Source organism: Micromonospora sp. AMSO1212t, from assembly GCF_008868145.1.
Taxonomy (GTDB): Bacteria; Actinomycetota; Actinomycetes; order Mycobacteriales; family Micromonosporaceae; genus Micromonospora; species Micromonospora tulbaghiae.
In genome coordinates this window covers 1-20,362 of the sequence record NZ_WBKS01000076.1, presented here as the reverse complement: position 1 = coordinate 20,362, position 20,362 = coordinate 1, and the positions used below count along the sequence as shown (strand labels likewise).

Sequence of the window (20,362 nt, the reverse complement as noted above, 5' to 3'; positions counted from 1 at the left end):
GCCGGCACACGGCGAACCGGGCTCGCGTACGCGGCCCGGGCGGGTGACGACGACCCGCGCGCCGTTCCGGTTCATCGGTTCCCCGGATCCGGTGGCACGATGGGGGGCATGGCGGCTCCACAGGTTGCGCCGGTCGAGACGCCGGACACCGAAGAGGTGCCGGTCTCCGACCGGCCATGGGTGACGATCGTCTGGGACGATCCGGTCAACCTGATGACGTATGTGACCTGGGTGTTCCAGAAGCTCTTCGGGTACAGCCGGGAGAAGGCGGAGCGGCTCATGCTGGACGTGCACCACAAGGGCAAGGCCGTGGTCTCCAGCGGCGCCCGGGAGCGGATGGAGCACGACGCGGCGCAACTGCACGCGTACGGCCTGTGGGCGACGGTGGACCGCTCATGAGCATGTTCCGCCGCCGGGGCGACCACTACGTGGCCACGTTCGCGGTCGACGAGGTCCGGGTGCTGCGCAAGGTCGCCAACGAGGTGGTCGGCCTGCTGACCGATGGTTTCGACCACGGCGACCCGGTGGTCGGGCGGCTCTTCCCCGACGTCTACCCGGACGACGACGCCGGCACGGCCGAGTTCCGCCGCTACACCGAGGGTGACCTGAAGACCGGCAAGATCGACCAGGCGGGCGCCGTCCTCGCCGCGCTGCCCGACGGGGACGCCGGCGGCGAGGTGCGGCTGGACGCGGAGGCGGCCGAGGCGTGGCTGCGGGCGCTGAACGACGCCCGGCTGGCGATGGGCGTACGCCTGGAGATCAAGGACGGCACCGACCTGGGCGAGGAACTCGACGACGCGGTGGCCGCGGACCCGGGTTCGTCCCGCGTGTTCCAACTGTCGGTCTACGCCTATCTCGGATATCTCCAGGAATCCCTGCTCAACGCGCTCATCGACTGAGTGGTGACGGTTGCCACCTCGCCGCCCGGGACGACCAGGCGCTAGGCTTGGCGGCGTGCTGAGCATCGACCGGTCGATCATCGACGCGATCGTCGCCCACGCGCGTCGGGACCACCCGGACGAGGCGTGCGGCGTCGTCGCCGGTCCCGTCGGCAGCGACACCCCGGCCCGGCACATCCCGATGGACAACGCCGCCCGTTCCATGACGTTCTACGAGTTCGACTCGATGGAGCAGTTGCGGGTGTGGCGCGAGATGGACGACCGTGACGAGGAACCGGTCGTCATCTACCACTCGCACACCGCGACGGAGGCCTACCCGTCGCGTACGGACGTCGCCTTCGCCGGCGAGCCGGGCGCGCACTACCTGCTCGTCTCGACCCGCGAGCCCGACACCGAGGAGATCCGCTCCTTCCGGATCGTCGACGGCGTGGTCACCGAGGAACCGGTGGAGATCGTGGATGCCGCCGTGGACCCGAACGCCGTCCAGTCCTACATGTTCGGGCAGAGCCCGGCGACGGTCGACTACGAGTGTTCCGACCGCTGACCCTCAGCGCCGGCACCTTCCTTTTCCCGTCACCTGGCACGATCCCGAACGAGGAGCACGAGACACCATGGCCATCGAGGTTCGCATCCCCACCATCCTGCGCAGCTACACCGGCGGCGCGAAGGTCGTCGAGGGCAGCGGCGACACGCTCACCGACCTGATCGCCGACCTGGACTCCCGGCACGGCGGTCTGAAGGCCCGTCTGGTCACCGACGCGGGCGCGCTGCACCGGTTCGTCAACGTCTACGTCAACGACGAGGACGTCCGCTTCCTCGGTGCGCTCGACGCCAAGCTCAACGACGGCGACAGCGTGACCATCCTGCCGGCCGTCGCCGGTGGCGCGTTCGGCTTCGCGGCCGCCGCGGCGATCGCCTCGCACGCGGTCTCCACGCGCGCCGCCCGCTGAGGGGGCCCGCGATGGCGCGGTACGACAGCCTGCTCGACGCCTGCGGCGGCACGCCGCTGGTCGGGTTGCCCCGGCTCTCGCCGACGGTGCCCGAGGGCGCGCCGCCGGTGCGGCTCTGGGCCAAGCTGGAGGACCGGAACCCGACCGGCAGCATCAAGGACCGCGCGGCCCTGTTCATGGTCCGCGCGGCCGAGGAGTCCGGCCGGCTGCGTCCGGGTGACACGATCCTGGAACCGACCAGCGGCAACACCGGCATCTCGCTGGCCATGGTGGCGAAGCTGCGCGGCTACCGGCTGGTCTGCGTGATGCCGGAGAACGTCTCCACCGAGCGGGTGCAGCTGCTCCGCATGTACGGCGCGGAGATCATCTTCTCGCCGGCCGCGGGCGGCTCGAACCAGGCGGTCGCGACCGCGAAGCAGATCTCCGCCGAGCACCCGGACTGGGTGATGCTCTACCAGTACGGCAACGAGGCGAACGCCCGGGCGCACTACGAGACGACCGGGCCGGAGCTGCTGCAGGACCTGCCGGGCATCACCCACTTCGTGGCCGGGCTGGGCACCACCGGCACGCTCATGGGCACCGGGCGCTACCTGCGGGAGAAGGTCGAGGGCATCCAGATCGTGGCGGCCGAGCCGCGCTACGGCGAGCTGGTCTACGGTCTGCGCAACATCGACGAGGGTTACGTGCCCGAGCTGTACGACGCCGGGGTGCTGTCCCGCCGCTTCTCGGTGGGCACCCGGGACGCGGTGCTGCGTACCCGGCAGCTCGTCGAGGTGGAGGGCATCTTCGCCGGGTTCTCCACCGGCGCCATCCTGCACGCCGCGCTCGCGGTGGCGCACGAGGCGGTCCGCGACGGCCGCCGCGCGGACGTCGCGTTCGTGGTCTGCGACGGCGGCTGGAAATACCTGTCGACCGGCGCGTACGGCGGCACCCTCGCCGACGCGGAGGAGGCCCTGGAGGGTCAGCTCTGGGCCTGACGGACCGATGGCCGGTCCGGTCGGTGGCGTGGCTGCCGGCCGGACCGCCGTCTCGTCCGGAGCGGACGTGTATGGGTGTCACGTTGATGACAACTTCCGGCAGATGATTCTTGCCCGACCGGGGCGACGCGTAGGCTGCGCAGCGTGGCGAGCGCGTCGGTAGAGATCATCGGCGGTGCCGCCGCCGGCGCATCGACTACTCATCGTGAGATCGAGGCCACCGGATGAGACTGACCGTCCTCGGCTGCGCGGGCAGCTTCCCGGGGCCCGAATCTCCCTGTTCGGCCTATCTCATGGAAGCCGAGGGCTTCCGGCTTCTGATCGACTTCGGGGTGGGGTCGCTCTCCACGCTCCAGCGCTACGTCGGGCTGCACACCCCCGACGCCATCCTCCTCACCCACCTGCACTGCGACCACATGTTCGACGCCGTGTCCTACGTGGTGGTACGCCGGTACGCGCCGGACGGCCCGTACCCGCCCCTGCCGATGTACGCCCCCTCCGGCGCGCCCGAGCGGCTGGCCACCGCGTACGGGCAGGAGGAGGGCTCGGTGGAGGACGTCTACCAGTTCTACGGCCTCCAGCCGGGCACGTTCCCGATCGGCCCGTTCACCGTCACCGTCGACCGGATGAACCACCCGGTCGAGACGTACGGGGTGCGGCTGGAGCACGGCGGCCGGGTGTTCTGCTACTCCGCCGACACCGCGCCCTGCGAGGCGCTGCTGCGCCTGGCCCAGGACGCCGACGTGTTCCTCTGCGAGGCGAGCTACATGGACGGCGTGGAGAACCCGCCGGATCTGCACCTGACCGGCCGGGAGGCCGGCGAGGCGGCCACCAAGGCGGGCGTGGGGCGGCTCCTGCTCACCCACCTCGTACCGGCCTGGGGCAGCGAGTCGCAGACCGTGGAGGCGGCGGCCGGGGCGTACGCCGGGCCGCTGGACGTGGTCCGGCCCGGCGCCTGCTACGACGTCTGAGTCCGGCGGCGGCCGGGCCGTGGCGGCGGGCACCCGCGGGCGGTGCGATCACCGCACCGCATAGGGTGCAGGCATGGCGCGACCTGACGGGCGGCAGCCCGACCAACTCCGACCGGTGACCCTGACCCGGGGCTGGAGCACCCACCCGGAGGGCTCGGTGCTCGTCGAGTTCGGCGCGACCCGGGTCCTCTGCACGGCGAGCGTCACCGAGGGTGTGCCCCGCTGGCGCAAGGGCTCCGGGCTGGGCTGGGTGACCGCCGAGTACGCGATGCTGCCCCGGGCCACGAACACCCGCTCGGACCGGGAGAGCGTCCGCGGCAAGGTCGGCGGGCGCACGCACGAGATCTCCCGGCTGATCGGCCGGAGCCTGCGCGCCTGCGTCGACCTCAAGGCGCTCGGCGAGAACTCGATCGTGCTGGACTGCGACGTGCTCCAGGCCGACGGCGGCACCCGTACCGCCGCGATCACCGGCGCGTACGTCGCGCTGCACGACGCGGTGACCTGGCTGGCGGAGCGCAAGGCGCTGGCCGGCAAGGTGGAGAAGGTGATGCACCGCTCGGTGGCAGCGGTGAGCGTCGGGGTGATCGGCGGCGAGGCGATGCTCGACCTCTGCTACGCCGAGGACGTCACCGCCGAGGTCGACATGAACGTGGTCTGCACCGGCACCGGCGACTTCGTCGAGGTGCAGGGTACGGGCGAGGCGGGCGTCTTCGCCCGCGACCAGCTCGACGCGCTGCTCGACCTGGGCGTGGCGGGCTGCCTGGAACTGGCCGACGCGCAGCGGAAGGCGCTCTCGTGAACAAGGTCCTGCTCGCCACCCGGAACCGGAAGAAGCTGGTCGAGCTGCAGCGGATCCTGGACGGCGCGCTCGGCGCGCACCGGATCGCCCTGCTCGGGCTCGACGACGTGGAGGAGTACCCGGAGCTGCCGGAGACCGGCCTCACGTTCGGCGAGAACGCGCTGATCAAGGCGCGGGAGGGCTGCCGGCGTACCGGCCTGCCGACCATCGCCGACGACTCCGGGCTGGCGGTGGACGCGCTCAACGGCATGCCGGGTGTGTTCAGCGCCCGCTGGTCCGGCCGGCACGGCGACGACCGGGCCAACCTTCAGCTCGTGCTGGACCAGGTGGGCGACGTGCCGGACGAGCACCGGGGCGCGGCGTTCGTGTGCACCGTCGCGCTGGTGCTGCCCGGCGGCAAGGAGCACCTGGTCGACGGCCGTCAGTCCGGCCGGCTGCTGCGCGCGCCGCGCGGCGAGGGCGGCTTCGGCTACGACCCGATCTTCCTGGGCGACGGGCAGGAGCGGACGAACGCGGAGCTGACGCCCGAGGAGAAGGACGCGGTCAGCCACCGCGGCAAGGCGCTGCGGGACCTGGCCAAGCTGGTCGCGAAGGTGCTCCCACCCGCCTGATCCGCTCCCGCCCATCCGCCCGGCCGCAGCGCCGCCCGAGCGCCGGGCCGGCCAGTTCAGGCGAGCGGGCCGATCTCCCGCTCGATCGCCGCGCGCAGCTCCGGGCCGCCTACCACCTCGCGCGCCGCCTCCATCAGCGGCGCGAGGAACACGTCCGGTCCGGGCTCGCCGATGGCGCCGCCGAGCGCGTCGAGCGCCGCCCGCCCGGCCGGCGACGGGGTCAGCGGCGCGCGGAGCTGGAGCCCGCGTACGGCCGCCAGCAGCTCCACCGCGAGCAGGCTGGTCAGGTTGTCCAGCACCGTGCGCAGCTTCTTGGTGGCCGCCCAGCCCATCGAGACGTGGTCCTCCTGCATGCCGCTGGTCGGCAGGGAGTCGATCGAGGCGGGCGCGGCGAGCCGGCGGTTCTCGGCCACGATCCCGGCGGCGGTGTACTGGGCGATCATGAGCCCGGAGTTCACCCCGGCGTCGGGCGACAGGAACGCGGGCAGCTCCCGGGAACGGGTGACGTCCAGCAGCCGGTCCACCCGGCGCTCGGCGATCGCGCCCACCTCGGCGGCGGCGATGGCCAGGTAGTCGGCGGCGAAGCCGAGCGGCGCGCCGTGGAAGTTGCCGGTCGACTCGACCCGCCCGTCCGGCAGCACCACCGGATTGTCCACAACGGACAGCAGCTCCCGGCCGGCCACCACCTCGACGAAGTCGAGCGTGTCCCGGGCCGCGCCGGCCACCTGCGGCGCGCAGCGCATCGAGTACGCGTCCTGCACCGCGTGCGCCAGGTCGTCGCGGTGCGAGTCCATCACCGCCGAGCCCTGCAACAGCCGGTGGATGTTCGCCGCCGACGCGGCCTGGCCGGGATGCGGGCGGATCGCGTGCAGCTCGGGCAGGAACGGCCGCTCCGAGCCGAGCATCGCCTCGATGGCCAGCGCCGCCGTCACGTCCGCCATGGCGAACAGGTGCCGGGCGTCGGAGACGGCGAGCAGCAGCATGCCGAGCATGCCGTCGGTGCCGTTGATCAGCGCCAGCCCCTCCTTGGCGGCCAGCGCCACCGGCTTCAGCCCGACCCGGCGCAGCGCGTCGGCTGCCGGGATGCGGTCACCGGCCGGGCCGAGCACCCAGCCCTCGCCGAGCAGCACCAGCGCGCAGTGTGCCAGCGGCGCCAGGTCGCCGGACGCGCCGAGCGAGCCGTGCTCGGGCACCCACGGGGTGACCTCGTGGTTGAGCAGGTCCACGAGCGCCTCGGCGACCAGCGGGCGGACCCCGGAGCGGCCGAGCGCCAGCGACCGGACCCGCAGCAGCATCATGGCCCGCACCACCTCGCGGGGCATCGGCGCGCCGACCCCGGCCGCGTGCGAGCGGATCAGCGCGTGCTGAAGCTCGGCCCGGCGTTCCGGCGCGACGAACGTGTTCGCCAGCGCGCCGAAGCCGGTGGAGACGCCGTACACCGGCCGGCCGGCCGCCTCGATTCCGTCCACGATGGATCGGGAGGTCGCCATCGCCTCGGTGGCGGCCGGGTCGAGCACGACCTTGGCGGTGCCGCGGGCCACCGCGAGCACGTCGGCGGCTGTGACGCCGGTGGACAGGATGGTCACGGTGGTCATCGCGGTACTCCGTTGTGCAGGACCTGGCGGATCAGTGGCACACCCGGCCGGTAGGCCAGGTGCAGGTGGGACGGGGCGTCGAGGATGATCAGGTCAGCCCGCGCCCCGGGGGTCAGCCGGCCCACGTCGGTGCGACGCAGCGCCGCCGCCCCACCGGCGGTCGCGGCCCACACCGCCTCCGCCGGGGTCATCCGCATCTCGCGTACGGCGAGCGCGACGCAGAACGGCATCGACGACGTGTACGACGAACCGGGGTTGCAGTCGGTGGCCAGCGCCACCGTCACGCCCGCGTCGAGCAGCCGGCGCGCGTCCGGGTACGGCGACCGGGTGGAGAACTCGGCGCCGGGCAGCAGCGTGGCGACCGTCTCCGACCCGGCCAGCGCGTCGACGTCGGCGTCGGTCAGATGGGTGCAGTGGTCGACGCTGGCCGCCCCCAGCTCCACGCCGAGCCGCACGCCCGGCCCGGGGCCGAGCTGGTTGGCGTGCAGCCTTACGCCCAGACCGGCGGCCTGCCCACAGGCGAGGATCGCCCGCGCGTGGTCGGCGTCGAACGCGCCCCGCTCGCAGAACACGTCGATCCAGCGGGCGTACGGCGCGGCGGCGGCGAGCATCGGCCCGCACACCAGGCCCACGTAGTCGTCCGGGCGGTCGGCGTACTCGGCCGGGACGACGTGCGCGCCGAGGAACGTGGTGTCGCCGGTGAACTCGGCGGCGATCCGCAGCGAGCGGGCCTCGTCGGCGACGTTCAGGCCGTACCCGCTCTTGATCTCGACGGTGGTGGTGCCCTGCCGCAGCATCTCCGCGCGCAGCCGGCCCACAGTGGCGCGCAGCGCGTCGTCGGAGGCGGCGCGGGTGGCGCCGACCGTGGTGCGGATACCGCCGCCGGTGTACCGCTCGCCGGCCATCCGGGCGGCGAACTCGGCCGCCCGGTCCCCGGCGAAGACCAGGTGGGCGTGGCTGTCCACGAAGCCGGGCAGCACCGCCGCGCCACCGGCGTCGATCCGCCGGTCGGCGGCGGGCGCGTGCCGGGCCGGACCGGTCCAGGCCACCTCGCCGTCCTCGACGAGCAGGGCGGCGTCGCGGCGGATGCCGAGCGGGTCGCCGTCGCGGCCGTCGTTGGTGACCAGCTCGCCGATGTGGTCGACGAGCAGGCTGCCGCGCGTCACGAGTCCTCCTTCGCGGTCACCGCCGCGATCGCGTCCCGCAGCTCGGTGGGCACGTCCACGGTCAGGTGCCGGCCGCCGTCCACCACGGGCCGGCCGTCGACCACGACGCTGGTCACGTCGGCGGCGGTGGCGGCGAAGAACGCGCCGACCGGCGGCACCCCGGCGGTGCGGGCGCTGTCGAGCCGTACCGTGACCAGGTCGGCGCGCTGCCCGACCGCGAGCCGACCGGCGTCGCCCCAGCCCAGCGCGGCGTGCCCGCCCACGGTGGCGGCGGTGACCAGCTCGACTGGCTTGAAGTGCCCCCGCCTGCGGGTACGCAGCCGCTCGTCCAGCTCGACCGCGCGGGCCTCCTCGAACAGGTCCACCACGGCGTGACTGTCGCTGCCGAGGCTGAGCGGGCTGCCCGCGTCGGCCATCCGGCGCACCGGGCCGATCCCGTCGGCCAGGTCGCGTTCCGTGGTGGGGCAGAGGCAGACGCGGGTGCGGCTGTCGCCGAGCAGCGCCACGTCGGCGGCGGTCGGGTGGGTGGCGTGCACGGCGGTGGTGTGCGGGCCGAGCACGCCGTGGTCGGCCAGCAGCCGGGTCGGGGTGCACCCGTGCACGGCCCGGCAGGCGTCGTTCTCGGCCGGCTGCTCGGACAGGTGCACGTGCAGCGGCAGCCCGTTGCGGTCGGCCCAGCCGGCCACCGTGGCGAGCTGCTCGGCCGGGACCGCGCGCACCGAGTGGATGGCCGCGCCGAGCCGGACGTGCTCGTCGGCCGGGCGGAACTCGTCCACCCGCTGCGCCCAGCGCAGCGCGTCGCCGTCGCCGAACCGGCGTTGCGGCCCGGCCAGCGGCGCGCCGTCCACGCCCCCCGCCAGGTACGCGGTGTCCAGCAGCGTGAGCCGGATCCCGGCGTGCGCGGCGGCCTCCACGAGCGCTGCGGACATGGCGTTCGGGTCGTCGTACGGGGTGCCGCCGGGACCGTGGTGCAGGTAGTGGAACTCACCCACGCAGGTGATCCCGGCCAGTGCCATCTCCGCGTACACGGCGCGGGCCAGCGCCAGGTAGGTGTCCGGGTCGAGCCGGATCGCGACGGCGTACATCAGGCTGCGCCAGGACCAGAAGTCGCCGCGCCCGTCGTGGGTGCGCCCGCGCAGCGCCCGGTGGAACGCGTGCGAGTGGGCGTTGGCCAGGCCGGGCAGCGTCAGCCCGGGCAGCCGGACCGCGTCGGCGAGCACCTCGACCCCGGCGGTCGGCGGACCGTCCACGGTCAGCGGGGCGACCGCGGTGAGCCGCCCGTCGGTCGCCTCGATCAGCACGTCCCGGGTGGGCTCGGCGCGGTCGGGCAGCCAGGCGTACTCGGCCAGCCAGCGGGTCAGCGGCATGCCAGCTCCTCCAGCACCCGGGCCAGGGCGGCCACCCCGGCGGCGCAGTCGGCGTCGGTGGCCGCCTCGGCGGGGGAGTGCGACACCCCGGTCGGGTTGCGCACGAACAGCATCGCGGTGGGCAGGTGCGCCGCCAGCACGCCCGCGTCGTGCCCGGCGCCGGTGGGCAGCACCGGCGCGCCGAGCAGCGCGGCCAGCCGGTCGGCCAGCCCGTGGTCGAACGCGACGAGCGGGGTCGCCGACTCCTGCGTGCAGGTCAGCGCGGTCCCGTCGCGGCCGGCCCGGTCGGCGGCCTTGGTGCGTACCGCCTCGACCAGACCGTACAGCGTCTCCGCCTCGGCCGCCCGCGCGTCCAGCCAGCCGGTGACCCGGGACGGGATCGCGTTCGTGGCGTTCGGCTCGACCGACACCCGGCCCACTGTGGCGTGCGCGTCGCGCAGCCGGGCCTCCTTGTTCGCCGCCAGCACGGTGAACGCGTAGGTGAGCATCGGGTCGCGGCGGTCGGCCATCCGGGTCGTACCCGCGTGGTTGCCCTCGCCGGTGAAGTCGAACCGCCACCGGCCGTGCGGCCAGATCGCCGACGCCACCGCGACCGGCGCCTCCCCGTCGACGAGCGCGCGGCCCTGCTCGACGTGCAGCTCCACGAAGGTCGCGAAGCGGCCGAGCAGCGCCGGGTCGGCGCCCGCCGGCCGCTCGCCCAGCGCCTCGGCGAAGGTCGTCCCGGCCTGGTCGCGCAGCCCGGCCGCGCGGTCGACGTCGATCTCGCCGGTGAGCAGCCGCGACCCCAGGCAGGGTACGCCGAACCGCGCGCCCTCCTCCTCCACGAACGCGGCCACCACCACCGGCCGGTCCGGGGTGACGCCCGCTGCCCGCAGCTCGTCCACGGCGAGGAACGCGCTGACGATGCCGAGCGGACCGTCGTACGCGCCGCCGTGCGGCACCGAGTCGAAGTGGCTGCCGGTGAGCACCGCCCCGCCGGCCGCCGGGTCGCCCCACCAGGCGAACAGGTTGCCGTTGCCGTCCTGCGACACCGGCATGCCCCGCCGGTCGGCCTGCTCCCGGAACCAGGCGCGCAGCGCCAGCTCCGGCTCGGTCAGCGCGTAGCGCAGGTAGCCGCCGCTGCCGGCGTCCCGCCCGACCGGGGCGATCTCGTCCCACAGCGCGCGGAACCGTGCGGCCAGGTCGGTCATGCGGTGCCGGCTGGGCATGCCCTCACGGCCCTCGCTCCGCTCGGTGCGTTCGGTCATGCGGCGCCCTCGGTCATGGGGACGCGCACGCCGGTGCGCTCGGCTACCTCGCGGGCGTCGTCGTAGCCGGCGTCGACGTGCCGGATGACGCCCATCGCCGGGTCGTTGGTGAGCACCCGCTCGATCTTCTGCCCGGCCAGCGCGGTGCCGTCGGCCACGCAGACCTGGCCGGCGTGGATGGACCGGCCGATCCCCACGCCGCCGCCGTGGTGGATCGACACCCAGGACGCGCCGCTCGCGGTGTTGACGAGCGCGTTCAGCAGCGGCCAGTCCGCGATCGCGTCGGAGCCGTCGGCCATCGCCTCGGTCTCCCGGTAGGGGCTGGCCACGCTGCCGCAGTCCAGGTGGTCCCGGCCGATCACCACCGGGGCGCTCAGCTCGCCGGAGGCGACCATCTCGTTGAACCGCACCCCGGCCCGGTCGCGCTCGCCGTAGCCGAGCCAGCAGATCCGCGCCGGCAGGCCCTGGAACGCGACCCGCTCGCCGGCCATCCGGATCCACCGGGCGAGGGACTCGTTCTCCGGGAACAGGTCGAGGATGGCCCGGTCGGTGGCCGCGATGTCCTTCGGGTCGCCGGAGAGCGCTGCCCAGCGGAACGGGCCCTTGCCCTCGCAGAAAAGCGGCCGGATGTACGCGGGCACGAACCCGGGGAAGTCGAACGCCCGCTCGTACCCGCCGAGCTTGGCCTCGCCGCGGATCGAGTTGCCGTAGTCGAAGACCTCCGCGCCGGCGTCCAGGAAGCCGACCATCGCCTCCACGTGCTTCGCCATCGACGCCCGCGCCCGGTCGGTGAACTCGGCCGGCTTGGCTGCCGCGTAGTCCCGCGCGTCGGCCGGGTCCACGCCCTCCGGCAGGTACGACAGCGGGTCGTGCGCGCTGGTCTGGTCGGTCACGATGTCGATGGCCACGCCCCGGCGCAGCAGCTCGGGGAAGACGGTGGCGGCGTTGCCGACCACCCCGACGCTGAGCGCGCGCCGGTCCCGCTTCGCCGCGAGGGCCCGCTCGACCGCGTCGTCGAGCGAGTCGGCGATCTCGTCCAGGTAGCGGTCGTGCGCCCGCCGCTCCAGCCGGGACCGGTCCACGTCCACGACCAGGCAGACGCCGCCGTTCATGGTGACCGCGAGCGGCTGCGCCCCGCCCATGCCGCCGCACCCGGCGGTGAGCGTCAGCGTGCCGGCGAGCGTGCTCTCGAAGCGCTTGGCCGCCACCGCGGCGAACGTCTCGTACGTGCCCTGGAGGATGCCCTGGGTGCCGATGTAGATCCAGGAACCGGCGGTCATCTGCCCGTACATGGTCAGGCCCAGCGACTCCAGGCGGCGGAACTCCGGCCAGGTGGCCCAGTCGCCGACCAGGTTGGAGTTGGCCAGCAGCACGCGCGGCGCCCACTCGTGGGTGCGCATCACGCCGACCGGGCGGCCCGACTGCACGAGCATCGTCTCGTCGTCGCGCAGGTCGGTCAGCGTCCGCACGAGCGCGTGGTACGACGGCCAGTCCCGGGCCGCCTTGCCGGTGCCTCCGTAGACCACCAGGTCCTCGGGGCGCTCGGCCACCTCCGGGTCGAGATTGTTCATCAGCATCCGCAGGGCGGCCTCCTGCGGCCACCCCTTCGCGGTGCGTGCGGTGCCGCGGGCGGCGCGGACGGGCTGGTGCATCTCGTACTCCTCTCAGCCGAGGAACAACTGGCGGCGGGCGGCGGACGACTCGAACGCCTCGAGCCGGTTCTGGGTCTCAGCCGGTGCGGCGTCGCAGATCGCCTGGAGCACCACCATGGCCAACGTCATCGGGGCGGTGTGCAGGTCGAAGACCAGGTCGGCGCCGACTGCGGCGGGCAGCACCACCTCGGCGTGCTCGGTGGCCGGGCTCACCGGCGAGTCGGTGATCGCCACGACGGTCAGCCCGGCGTCCCGGGCCTCGCGCAGCGCGTCGAGGGTCTCCCGGGGGTAGCGGGGCAGCACGAACGCGAGCATCGCCGTGGCGCCGGCCGCGACCGCCTGGTCCAGGCGGTCGACCAGCATGCTGCCGCCGTCGTCGAACACCCGCACGTCCGGGTGCACCTTCGCGGCGAAGTACGCGAAGTACGCGGCGAGCGGCGCGGCGGCGCGCAGCCCGAGCACCGGCAACGGGCGGCTCGCCGCGAGCAGCTTTCCCACCTCGGCGACCCGGCCGGCGTCGGCGAGCTGCGCGGCGAGCCGGTCGAGATTGTCCCGCTCGGCGTGCACCGCCCGTTGCAGGGCGTTGCCGCCCGCCGGTCCGGCCGACCCGGTGACTGTGAGTTCCCGCAGGCGGCGGCGCAGCGCGGGGTAGCCGTCGTGCCCGAGCGCCATGGCGAACCGGGTCACCGACGGCTGGCTGACGCCTGCCAGCTCGGCCACCTCGGCGGCGGACAGGTACGCCGCCGCGCCCGCGTGCCGCACCAGGCAGTGGGCGATGCGGCGTTGGGTCGGGGTGAGCCGTACGCCGTGGAACAGGTCGAGCAGGCGGTCAGGGGCGGCCGCACCGCTTTCATTCACGGGCTGACTCTATGCATGAAAACTTTCAGAGCGCAAGAGTGGCCCGACCGCAGGGAGATCCGATGAGCGTGCTCTCTGTACTATCCGCACGGCGGGTGAGCAGAGGAGTGGGGCATGCAGCCGGAAGGTCCGTACAGGTTCACCGAGGTGCTGGGCGAGTGCCAGGTCGGCAGGGCCTGGGCCGCGCTCGACGGGCAGGACCGCGCGCTGACCGTGGCGGTTCTGGACGGCGCCGCAGCCGGTGACCAGCGCTGGCGCGAGGCGTTCACCAACGCGGCGAACGTGCTGGCCCAGACGCCCGGCGGCCACCGGTACGTGAACTCCGACTTCGCCGCCGGCCAGCCCTGGGTGGCGTACCCGTCCGAAGAGGACGGCGCGGCCGAGCGGCTGTTCCGCAGCCTGGGCATGGACTACCAGCGCATCGCCACCGCCGAGATCCTCCCGCCGCCCCCGCCGGTGTCCGCGCCGCCGCAGCAGGTCTCGTCGCCGCCGCAGTTGCCGTGGAGCCCGCAGCCGTGGGCGATGACGCCGCAGCAGCCGGTCTCCGGCGCGCCCGTCTCGTCCGGCGCGCCCGTGTCACCCGGCATGCCGGTGTCGCCGGGCATGCCGGTGCCGGCGATCCCCGCCCAGGCCACCGCCCCGGATCCGCTCGTGCCGACCGGCGGTCCCCGGATCGCACCGGTCGCCCGCCCGCCGAAGAGCCGCACCGGGCTGTGGATCGGGGGCCTGGTCATGGCGGCGGTGCTGGCCGGCGGCGCCGGTCTGCTGGCCGGGCGGTCGCTCGCCGACGGCGGCGAACCGTCCACTCCGGCCGCCAGCGCCTCCCCGGCGCTCTACGAGGCCACCCAGCAGTCGCTGAACAAGGCGAAGTTCGACGCCACGCTCATGCCGCTCGCCGAGCCGTGGCTCGACGGGGTGGGCGGCTGCGCGATCAACACGGAGAAGAGCGGTCCCGGGCTCGCCGCGGGCGAGAAGCAGCACGTCTTCTGCCGCTACCTCGGCGTGTCCCTGCACTTCGCCGAGTACGAGTCGGCCGAGAAGAAGGAGGCGGCGCGCGCCTTCCGCCAGCAGATGGGCATCATCGGCCGCGCGCTCGCGCCGGGCATGCGGGAGGCCGGACCGGCCACCGGCGGCGTCAGCGGGGCGCAGGGCAGCTACGTCGAGTACGCCGGCAACGGCCAGGACGGCCGCCCGGTGTGCGGCATCTGGTGGGGCCGCGACGACAACACCAGTGCGATCTACATGGAGACGCCGTGCGGGGCCGGGCTCGGCGGCAACTGGGACGCCCTGCGCGACCTCTGGCAGCGCCACAGCTAACGGACGCGGGCGCCGTTCGGCGGCGGCACCAGGCAGACGTCGCTGCCCTTGGTGACGCCCGCCGCCAGGTCGAAGCGGACCACGCGCGCCCCGCCGAACTGCCGCTCGGTGACCGCCACGCCGCTGCCGCCGAGCCGGACGATGACGTCCCGGTTGGCCCCGTCGGCCCAGTCGGTGGCCTGGAACAACCAGACCCGGGACCGTCCGGGCAGCAGCGTCGACACGGTCTGCTTCGGACACCCGCCAGGGCCGGCCGCGACCACGTAGGCGTCCGCCGGCGGGCCGTACCAGGCCTGGGCGTTCCACGAGACGGTGGTGGCCAGCACCAGGTCACCCGGGCGGCGCTTGTCCTCCAGGTAGCTCAGCGCGCCCCGGTAGTCGACCGCGTTGGCGCCGCCGCCCTGGGCGAAGGCCCGCGCCGGATGCACAGTCGCCACCACGGCGGTGGCCAGCTGCGGAACGGCGAGCGCCAGCAGGAGCACCACCCCGACCACCCACCTGACCCGGGCGGGCAGGCCGGCCCGCAGCGGTGGCGGTGCGACGGCGAGCGCGGCGACCAGCAGGCACGCGGGCACCGCGTAGAGCGCCAGCCGGCCGTTGAACGGGTAGACCGACACCGCCGCGCCGGCCAGCCCGGCCGCCAGCGGGGTGAGCAGGACCAGGACCGCCACTGTGGAGAGCCGGCGCAGCCCGGCGGCCGTGCCCAGCACCAGCAGCGGTACGACGACCCACGCCGACCAGGCGACGAACGGCACCGTGGCGAGACTCCGGTACGTCGCCGCGAGCCATTCCACAGTGGCCGCCAGATCGGTGAGCGAGTGCGCCGGATAGATCGACTTCGCCCGCCAGTACGCGGCGAGCTGCGGATCGGCCAGCCCCGGCGCCAGGAACAGCACGTACACCACGAGCGCGACCACACCCCAGGCCGGCGCCGGGGCGAGGAACCGGCCCAGCTCACGCCACCTGCTCGCCCGTGGGCGGTCCGGGCGGGACAGCGCGTACCCGGCCAGCAGCACGCCGAGCGCGCCGGTGACCGGAATGGACAGGGTGCTGACGAACGCCATGACCGCCGCGGCCGACCAGAACACCGCCGACCCGGCCCAGGTCGGGCCCGTCCGGACGAGCAGCAGCGCCAGGCCGACCACGAGCGTGACGCCGAACGCCTCGGCGCTGTACTGCTTCAGCTCGTTGGAGTAGCCGATCAGGAACGGCGCGACGGCGACCAGCAGCAGCGCCGCCAGCGCGGCGAGCGGCGGCAGGAGTGCCCGGCCGAGCCACGCCACGAGCGGCAGCAGCGCCAGCCCGAACAGCAGCGGCACCAGCCGCAGCGCCCGCTCACCGTCGCCGAACTGCTCGAACGCGAACCGTTCCAGCCACAGCCAGCCGGGCGGCGCCGACTGGCTGAACGCCAGCGGCTGCAACAGGTCCAGGTAGCCGCGCTCCCGGATGTTGTGCGCGACGTACAGCTCGTCGCTCCAGAAGCTGCGCGCGTAGGCCCACTGCCGGATTCGCAGCACGGCACCGAAGGCGACCAGCAGGCCCGCCACGGACCAGTACGGGGACCGGCTCAGCCGCTCCCACGCCACCGCGACGGCAGCCGCCGGCGTGCCCGGCCGCGACGGCACCGGCGTCGCCGACGCGGGCGCCATCGAGGGGGAGAAGGCCGGGCGTGTCACGGACACGGCGAGACGGTATCAAAGCGTCATTCATGTCAGCGGCCCCGCGACCGTCCTCGATCACTGCCCGTGCGCCTCCTGAGTGGACGCGGTGGACGGAACCGCCGTGCCCACCAGGCCGGCGGCCCGGCGGTGCCGGCGTGCCGGTCGCGGCAGGCCGACCAGGAACTCCGGGAACATGCCGAAGAACGTCCGGGCACTGCGCAGCTCCAGCGTGTGCGCCCGGGACCAGCGCACCGAGTTGGTCGCGCGGGCCCAGTGGTGGGTCCACCGCACGTCACCGAGCACCGCCACCGGCAGTCCGTGCCGCCAGGCGCGCAGCCCCAGCTCGTGGTCCTCGTAGTAGAGGAAGAACCGCTCGTTCCACCCGCCCAGCTCGGTGACGTCGGCGGTCCGGCCGGCCACCGCCGCGCCCATCACCCAGGCGACGTGGCGCGTCTCGCCGGGCGCGGCCACCAGCCGGTACGAGGCGTGCAGGCGGGACAGCGGCCACACCTTGCGGTTGCCGAGTTTCGCCGTCGCGTACGGGAAGCCGCGCCCGTTGGCCTGCGGCGTGCCGTCGGTGCCGAGAAGTTGCGGCGCGACCAGGCCGCCGTGGTCGTCCAGGTACCGGGCCAGCGCGTCCAGGCCGTCCGGGCGTACCTCCAGGTCCGGGTTGGCGAACAGCACGTACCGGCCGGTCGCCTGGCGCAACGCGACGTTGTTGGCGCGGGAGAAGCCGACATTCTCCGGCAGCCGGATCACCCGCGCGCCCAGCTCCTCGGCGACCGCCGCCGAGTCGTCGGCCGAGGCGTTGTCGACCACCAGCCACTCGTACGGCTTCGGCCCGCGCCAGCAGCGGCGCAGCGTGTCCGCCGAGTGGTAGGTGACCGTCACCACGGTCCACGGCTGTGCCGTCATCACGCCCTCCGTGCGGTCAGGTAGCCGAGCAGGGACGCGAACCCGAACCGCCGGCCGGTCCAGCGGCGGCGGGCCGCCGGACCCTCGGCCAGCCCGCGTCCGATGCCGCGCAGGAACGGCCGCAGCAGGCCCTGCCGGGCGCGCCGGGCGGCGAGCGCGAGGTGCGCCAGCGCCAGCACCGGCACCGCCACGAGCAGCAGCGGCCAGGTGAACGTGCGGGACGCGACCAGCAGCCGGTTGCGGGCCAGCAGGAACGCCCGGAACCCCTGCAACCGGTCGTCGCCGTCCACGCTGTGCCCGCCCGCGTGCGGCAGCACCACGTCCAGCCCGCGCGTGCGCAGCCCCGACGCGTAGAGGCGGAACGCCAGGTCGGCGTCCTCGCCCCAGGCGAACAGGTGCTCGTCGAAGCCGCCGAAGCGCCGGTACAGCGCCGTCGGGAAGACCGCCGCGCCGCCGGACGGGCCGAGCGGGGCACGGCCCGTCGTGGCTCGCCTGTCGATGAACAGCGACACCGGGTTCAGGTCGATGCCCACGTACTCGCCGCCGTGCATGGCCAGGCCGACAGCGATCGGGGCGTCCGGGTCGGCGGCGACGGCGGCGCAGATCCGGGCCAGCGCGTCGTCGGGCAGCCACACGTCCGGGTTCAGCAGCATCAGGTGGCTCGTGGTGACCGTTGCCGCCGCCCGGTTGCAGCCGGCCGCGAAACCCGGGTTCGTGGCGTCGGGCAGGTACGCGTACCGGCCGGTGGGCAGGTGCCCGGCGATCACCTCGGCGCACCCGTCGGACGGCCAGTTGTCCGCGAAGACGAACCGGACCGGCAGGTCACCGGCGCTGCGTACCCAGGTCGGCAGTGTCTCGGCGAGCATGCCGGCGGACCGGTAGAGGACGGTGACCACGGTGAGGCCGTCGAAGGTCATGCCGCGCTCCTGCCCAGCCGGTGCAGCACCCAGAGGCCGGGCACCAGGCTCAGCCAGGTCGGATAGATCAGCGGATACAGCTCGTAGACGCCGAACAGCGCGAAGTAGACGACGAACGCCCGCGCCAGCTGCCCGGCCGGCGCACGGGAGAACTCGAACCACCGTTCGGTGGCGCCCACCGCCAGCCCCAGCGCGGCCAGGAAGAACACCGCGCCCAGCGGGCCGTAGTCGAGCAGCGGGATGGCCACGAACGTGGCCGTGTTCATCAGGTACGGCTGGCTGAGCTGGGACGTCAGCCCGTACAGGTCCGCCTTGCCGACGAGCGGCTCGACGCGGGAGCCGAGGAACGTCAGCGAGTACGTGCCGTACCGGGGCTCCAGGTGCTCCCGCTGCGACCAGACCCGCCCGAACGTCTCGGTGGACGAACTCAGCGACAGGTCCAGCGACCCGGCGCTGCTGGCCAGCGCGTTGCTGCCGTAGCGGGCCCGGAACTCGGTCTCGAACGCGCCGGTGCCGGCCATGGTGCGCTGCCCGCCGAGGAACACCGCCGCGCCGAGCGCCACCGCGCCGATCAGCAGCACCACCGGCGTACGCGCGGCCAGGAACGACGCGGCCCGCCCACGGGTACGGCGGACCGACAGCGCCGCGATCAGCGCCGGCGCGATACCCACCAGCACCGAGTTCTTGCTCGCGCCGAGCGCCGCCCCGACGGTGAAGACAGCCGTCAGCGCGTAGTAGACCGGCAGCGCCCGGCCACGCGCGGACAACGCGCGCAGCAGCGACACCGCCATGCCGAGCGTCCACGCCTCGGACAGCAGCCCGATGACCAGGTTCGACTGCTCGCGCAGCACTTGCCGGGCGGCGTCCGGGTTGTCGGCCAGCAGTGGCGGCACAGTGCCCCGGAACCGGATCGCCGCGGTCACCACAGCGACGCCGAGCAGCACGAACAGGTACGTCAGCAGGCGGCGCTCGGACGGCCAGGACAGCGCCGGACGGGACCGGTCGCCGTCCTCGTCCCGCCTGTCGATCAGCCGCCGGCCCACCGCCCAGGCCAGCAGGAAGACCGTCACGTAACCGGCGAGCACCGGCAGCACGCCGCGACCGGCCCAGGAGTCGTACGGGCCGGGCAGCACCCGCACGGCCAGCAGCGCGGCGGTCCAGACGGCGGCGCAGGCGGCGAGCGCCCACATCCGCAGTCGCGCGGCGAGCAGCGTGCCGACCGCCAGCGCGAGCGCCACGGCGATCCCGGCGTCGAGCGTGGCCAGCAGCAGGGCCGCGCCCAGCGCGAACGGGATCCCGACCGACCAGAGGCGTCGCTCAGCGGCTGTCACGGGCGACCTTCCGGTACAGGTCGTGCCAGGTGTCCACGCATCCGTCGAACGAGTGCCGGTCCGCGTACTGCCGGGCCAGCTCGCGCCGCCGCTCGTCCCACGCGGCCGGGTCGGTGGCCTTCCGCAGGGCGGCGGCCAGCGCCTGCGGCGTCAGCTCCGCCCGGTACGCGAGCACGCCGTCGCCGGCGGCGGTGACCTCGGTCAGGCCGCCCGCGCCGGAGTGCACCACCGGCACGCCGAGCGACATCGCCTCCAGCGCGCTGCGCCCGAACGCCTCCACCCGGGACGGCACCAGCAGGCAGTGCAGCCGTTGCAGGAACGGCGCGGCGTCGACGCGGCCGACCAGGTGCAGGTTCGGCCGCTCCTCGACGTCGACGGTGCCCGCGCCGGCCACCAGGAACTCCACGTCCGGCAGCGCCGCGGCGACGCCCGCCAGCAGGTCGGCGCCCTTCTCCCGTTCCAGCCGGCCGAGGAAACCGACCCGCACCGGGCCGTCCGGCGCGAGGCCGCCGGTGTCGGTCACCTGCGGCCAGATGGCGGGCAGCGGGTTCGGGATCACCCGCACGTCGCGGATCCGCCCGCGTACCCGGAGCTCGTGGGCCTCGAAGTCGGAGACCGCGACCGTCGCGTGCGGCCGCAGCCGCCGGAACATCAGGTCGGTGCTGATGTTGGCCTGCACCGCGGCCTTCGCGCGCAGCGTCTCCGCCGTGTCGCGGTACTGCCAGAGGCTGTTGTGCAGCGTCACCACGAGCGGCGTGCGGCGCCCCCGCACGCCCAGCCCGGCGCGGGCGTGCATCGCGGCGGAGAGCAGGTGTGCGCTCACCACGTCCGGCCGCAGCTCCTCGACGAGCGCGCGGATGCCGCGCGCGTACCCGAGGTCCACCCGCTTGGCCGCGCCCAGCGGCCGCCACGGCACGCCCGCGTCCCGCAACGCCGCCGCCACCTCGTCGTCAGGCGTGGCGGCGACCACGTCGACGCCGCGGGACGCGAGCGCCGGCAGCATCTCGATCAGGAAGCGCTCGGCGCCGCCGAGCTGCCGCCGCCCCGACCCGCCGGTGGTGCAGACGAACAGCACCCTCATCGGACGCCCATGCCTTCCAGGGCGCCGCGGGCGATCGCCCGCCGCGCC

The 20,362-nt window shown here is 74.3% G+C and carries 20 protein-coding genes; 9 read left to right on the top strand and 11 right to left on the bottom strand.

The genetic code is table 11. The features are described from left to right. Nucleotides 1-108 precede the first annotated feature (108 nt). The 8 genes from clpS to rdgB all read left to right on the top strand — a co-directional run bounded on the left by clpS (nucleotide 109) and on the right by rdgB (nucleotide 5,207). The gene (gene clpS / locus F8279_RS19100) at nucleotides 109-399 is read left to right on the top strand and encodes an ATP-dependent Clp protease adapter ClpS (protein ID WP_018786685.1); all 291 of its coding nucleotides are present in this window, start codon (nucleotides 109-111) and stop codon (nucleotides 397-399) included. Then, the gene (locus F8279_RS19095; RefSeq protein WP_013284356.1) at nucleotides 396-899 is read left to right on the top strand and encodes a DUF2017 domain-containing protein; all 504 of its coding nucleotides are present in this window, start codon (nucleotides 396-398) and stop codon (nucleotides 897-899) included. The genes clpS and F8279_RS19095 overlap by 4 nt, the downstream gene beginning before the upstream one ends. Before the next feature lie 55 nt (nucleotides 900-954). Next, nucleotides 955-1,443, top strand: coding sequence for a Mov34/MPN/PAD-1 family protein (locus tag F8279_RS19090; RefSeq protein ID WP_091419062.1), 489 nt, complete (start codon nucleotides 955-957; stop codon nucleotides 1,441-1,443). Between the two features lie 67 nt (nucleotides 1,444-1,510). Further along, nucleotides 1,511-1,849 (top strand): MoaD family protein, encoded by a 339-nt coding sequence (locus F8279_RS19085; protein WP_091419065.1) that lies wholly within the window; start codon nucleotides 1,511-1,513, stop codon nucleotides 1,847-1,849. 11 nt (nucleotides 1,850-1,860) lie between these two features. Next, a complete protein-coding gene (locus F8279_RS19080; protein WP_091419067.1) occupies nucleotides 1,861-2,826 on the top strand; it encodes a PLP-dependent cysteine synthase family protein in 966 nt (321 codons plus the stop codon). 224 nt (nucleotides 2,827-3,050) lie between these two features. After that, on the top strand, nucleotides 3,051-3,797 hold the full coding sequence (locus F8279_RS19075; protein ID WP_091419070.1) for an MBL fold metallo-hydrolase: 747 nt from the start codon (nucleotides 3,051-3,053) through the stop codon (nucleotides 3,795-3,797). Nucleotides 3,798-3,870: 73 nt separating this feature from the next. After that, nucleotides 3,871-4,596, top strand: a complete 726-nt coding sequence (gene rph, locus F8279_RS19070; protein ID WP_091419074.1) for a ribonuclease PH — start codon at nucleotides 3,871-3,873, stop codon at nucleotides 4,594-4,596. Further along, nucleotides 4,593-5,207, top strand: coding sequence for an RdgB/HAM1 family non-canonical purine NTP pyrophosphatase (gene rdgB / locus F8279_RS19065; protein ID WP_151500644.1), 615 nt, complete (start codon nucleotides 4,593-4,595; stop codon nucleotides 5,205-5,207). Before rph ends, rdgB begins: the two co-directional genes overlap by 4 nt. 56 nt (nucleotides 5,208-5,263) lie before the next feature. On the opposite strand, the gene hutH is transcribed toward rdgB, so the two are convergent. Genes hutH through F8279_RS19035 form a run of 6 tightly spaced genes read right to left on the bottom strand, consistent with a single transcriptional unit; the run spans nucleotide 5,264 to nucleotide 13,092 of the window. After that, a complete protein-coding gene (gene hutH / locus F8279_RS19060) occupies nucleotides 5,264-6,802 on the bottom strand; it encodes a histidine ammonia-lyase (protein WP_151500643.1) in 1,539 nt (512 codons plus the stop codon). Next, nucleotides 6,799-7,968, bottom strand: a complete 1,170-nt coding sequence (hutI, locus tag F8279_RS19055; protein WP_151500642.1) for an imidazolonepropionase — start codon at nucleotides 7,966-7,968, stop codon at nucleotides 6,799-6,801. Before hutI ends, hutH begins: the two co-directional genes overlap by 4 nt. Further along, nucleotides 7,965-9,329 carry a formimidoylglutamate deiminase gene (locus F8279_RS19050; RefSeq protein ID WP_192580723.1) on the bottom strand — a complete coding sequence of 455 codons (1,365 nt, stop codon included), beginning with the start codon at nucleotides 9,327-9,329 and terminating at the stop codon, nucleotides 7,965-7,967. Before F8279_RS19050 ends, hutI begins: the two co-directional genes overlap by 4 nt. Next, nucleotides 9,326-10,543, bottom strand: a complete 1,218-nt coding sequence (locus F8279_RS19045; RefSeq protein WP_151500651.1) for an allantoate amidohydrolase — start codon at nucleotides 10,541-10,543, stop codon at nucleotides 9,326-9,328. Before F8279_RS19045 ends, F8279_RS19050 begins: the two co-directional genes overlap by 4 nt. A 35-nt stretch (nucleotides 10,544-10,578) precedes the next feature. Then, complete coding sequence (gene hutU / locus F8279_RS19040) at nucleotides 10,579-12,234, bottom strand: urocanate hydratase (protein ID WP_151500640.1); 1,656 nt, start codon at nucleotides 12,232-12,234, stop codon at nucleotides 10,579-10,581. Nucleotides 12,235-12,246: 12 nt separating this feature from the next. After that, on the bottom strand, nucleotides 12,247-13,092 hold the full coding sequence (locus tag F8279_RS19035) for a MurR/RpiR family transcriptional regulator (protein WP_151500639.1): 846 nt from the start codon (nucleotides 13,090-13,092) through the stop codon (nucleotides 12,247-12,249). Between the two features lie 114 nt (nucleotides 13,093-13,206). On the opposite strand from F8279_RS19035, the gene F8279_RS19030 reads away from it, so the two are divergent. Continuing rightward, entirely contained in the window at nucleotides 13,207-14,409 is a 1,203-nt protein-coding gene (locus F8279_RS19030) for a hypothetical protein (RefSeq protein ID WP_091419094.1), read from the top strand. Here the strand turns inward: F8279_RS19030 and F8279_RS19025 are convergent. From F8279_RS19025 to F8279_RS19005, 5 genes are read right to left on the bottom strand one after another with little or no spacing between them, the layout of a single operon-like run. Then, a complete protein-coding gene (locus F8279_RS19025; protein WP_225853328.1) occupies nucleotides 14,406-16,091 on the bottom strand; it encodes a glycosyltransferase family 39 protein in 1,686 nt (561 codons plus the stop codon). The two genes, F8279_RS19030 and F8279_RS19025, sit on opposite strands and share 4 nt — an antisense overlap. A 54-nt stretch (nucleotides 16,092-16,145) precedes the next feature. Further along, nucleotides 16,146-16,985: a glycosyltransferase gene (locus F8279_RS19020; RefSeq protein ID WP_151500638.1), complete on the bottom strand. Its 840-nt coding sequence runs from the start codon at nucleotides 16,983-16,985 to the stop codon at nucleotides 16,146-16,148. Further along, nucleotides 16,985-17,902 (bottom strand): glycosyltransferase family 2 protein, encoded by a 918-nt coding sequence (locus tag F8279_RS19015; RefSeq protein WP_151500637.1) that lies wholly within the window; start codon nucleotides 17,900-17,902, stop codon nucleotides 16,985-16,987. Before F8279_RS19015 ends, F8279_RS19020 begins: the two co-directional genes overlap by 1 nt. Continuing rightward, a complete protein-coding gene (locus F8279_RS19010) occupies nucleotides 17,899-19,233 on the bottom strand; it encodes a hypothetical protein (protein ID WP_151500636.1) in 1,335 nt (444 codons plus the stop codon). Before F8279_RS19010 ends, F8279_RS19015 begins: the two co-directional genes overlap by 4 nt. Beyond that, nucleotides 19,220-20,314, bottom strand: coding sequence for a glycosyltransferase family 4 protein (locus F8279_RS19005; protein WP_151500635.1), 1,095 nt, complete (start codon nucleotides 20,312-20,314; stop codon nucleotides 19,220-19,222). Before F8279_RS19005 ends, F8279_RS19010 begins: the two co-directional genes overlap by 14 nt. Nucleotides 20,315-20,362: the final 48 nt, after the last annotated feature.

Excerpts from the sequence above, each read along its gene's own strand:
- F8279_RS19030 (WP_091419094.1), top strand. The coding sequence starts at position 13,207 with ATGCAGCCGGAAGGTCCGTACAGGTTCACCGAGGTGCTGGGCGAGTGC.
- rph (WP_091419074.1), top strand. The coding sequence starts at position 3,871 with ATGGCGCGACCTGACGGGCGGCAGCCCGACCAACTCCGACCGGTGACC.
- F8279_RS19020 (WP_151500638.1), bottom strand. The coding sequence starts at position 16,985 with ATGACGGCACAGCCGTGGACCGTGGTGACGGTCACCTACCACTCGGCG.
- hutH (WP_151500643.1), bottom strand. The coding sequence starts at position 6,802 with ATGACCACCGTGACCATCCTGTCCACCGGCGTCACAGCCGCCGACGTG.
- F8279_RS19005 (WP_151500635.1), bottom strand. The coding sequence starts at position 20,314 with ATGAGGGTGCTGTTCGTCTGCACCACCGGCGGGTCGGGGCGGCGGCAG.
- F8279_RS19095 (WP_013284356.1), top strand. The coding sequence starts at position 396 with ATGAGCATGTTCCGCCGCCGGGGCGACCACTACGTGGCCACGTTCGCG.
- clpS (WP_018786685.1), top strand. The coding sequence starts at position 109 with ATGGCGGCTCCACAGGTTGCGCCGGTCGAGACGCCGGACACCGAAGAG.
- hutU (WP_151500640.1), bottom strand. The coding sequence starts at position 12,234 with ATGCACCAGCCCGTCCGCGCCGCCCGCGGCACCGCACGCACCGCGAAG.
- F8279_RS19045 (WP_151500651.1), bottom strand. The coding sequence starts at position 10,543 with ATGCCCAGCCGGCACCGCATGACCGACCTGGCCGCACGGTTCCGCGCG.
- F8279_RS19075 (WP_091419070.1), top strand. The coding sequence starts at position 3,051 with ATGAGACTGACCGTCCTCGGCTGCGCGGGCAGCTTCCCGGGGCCCGAA.
- F8279_RS19085 (WP_091419065.1), top strand. The coding sequence starts at position 1,511 with ATGGCCATCGAGGTTCGCATCCCCACCATCCTGCGCAGCTACACCGGC.
- F8279_RS19015 (WP_151500637.1), bottom strand. The coding sequence starts at position 17,902 with ATGACCTTCGACGGCCTCACCGTGGTCACCGTCCTCTACCGGTCCGCC.
- F8279_RS19080 (WP_091419067.1), top strand. The coding sequence starts at position 1,861 with ATGGCGCGGTACGACAGCCTGCTCGACGCCTGCGGCGGCACGCCGCTG.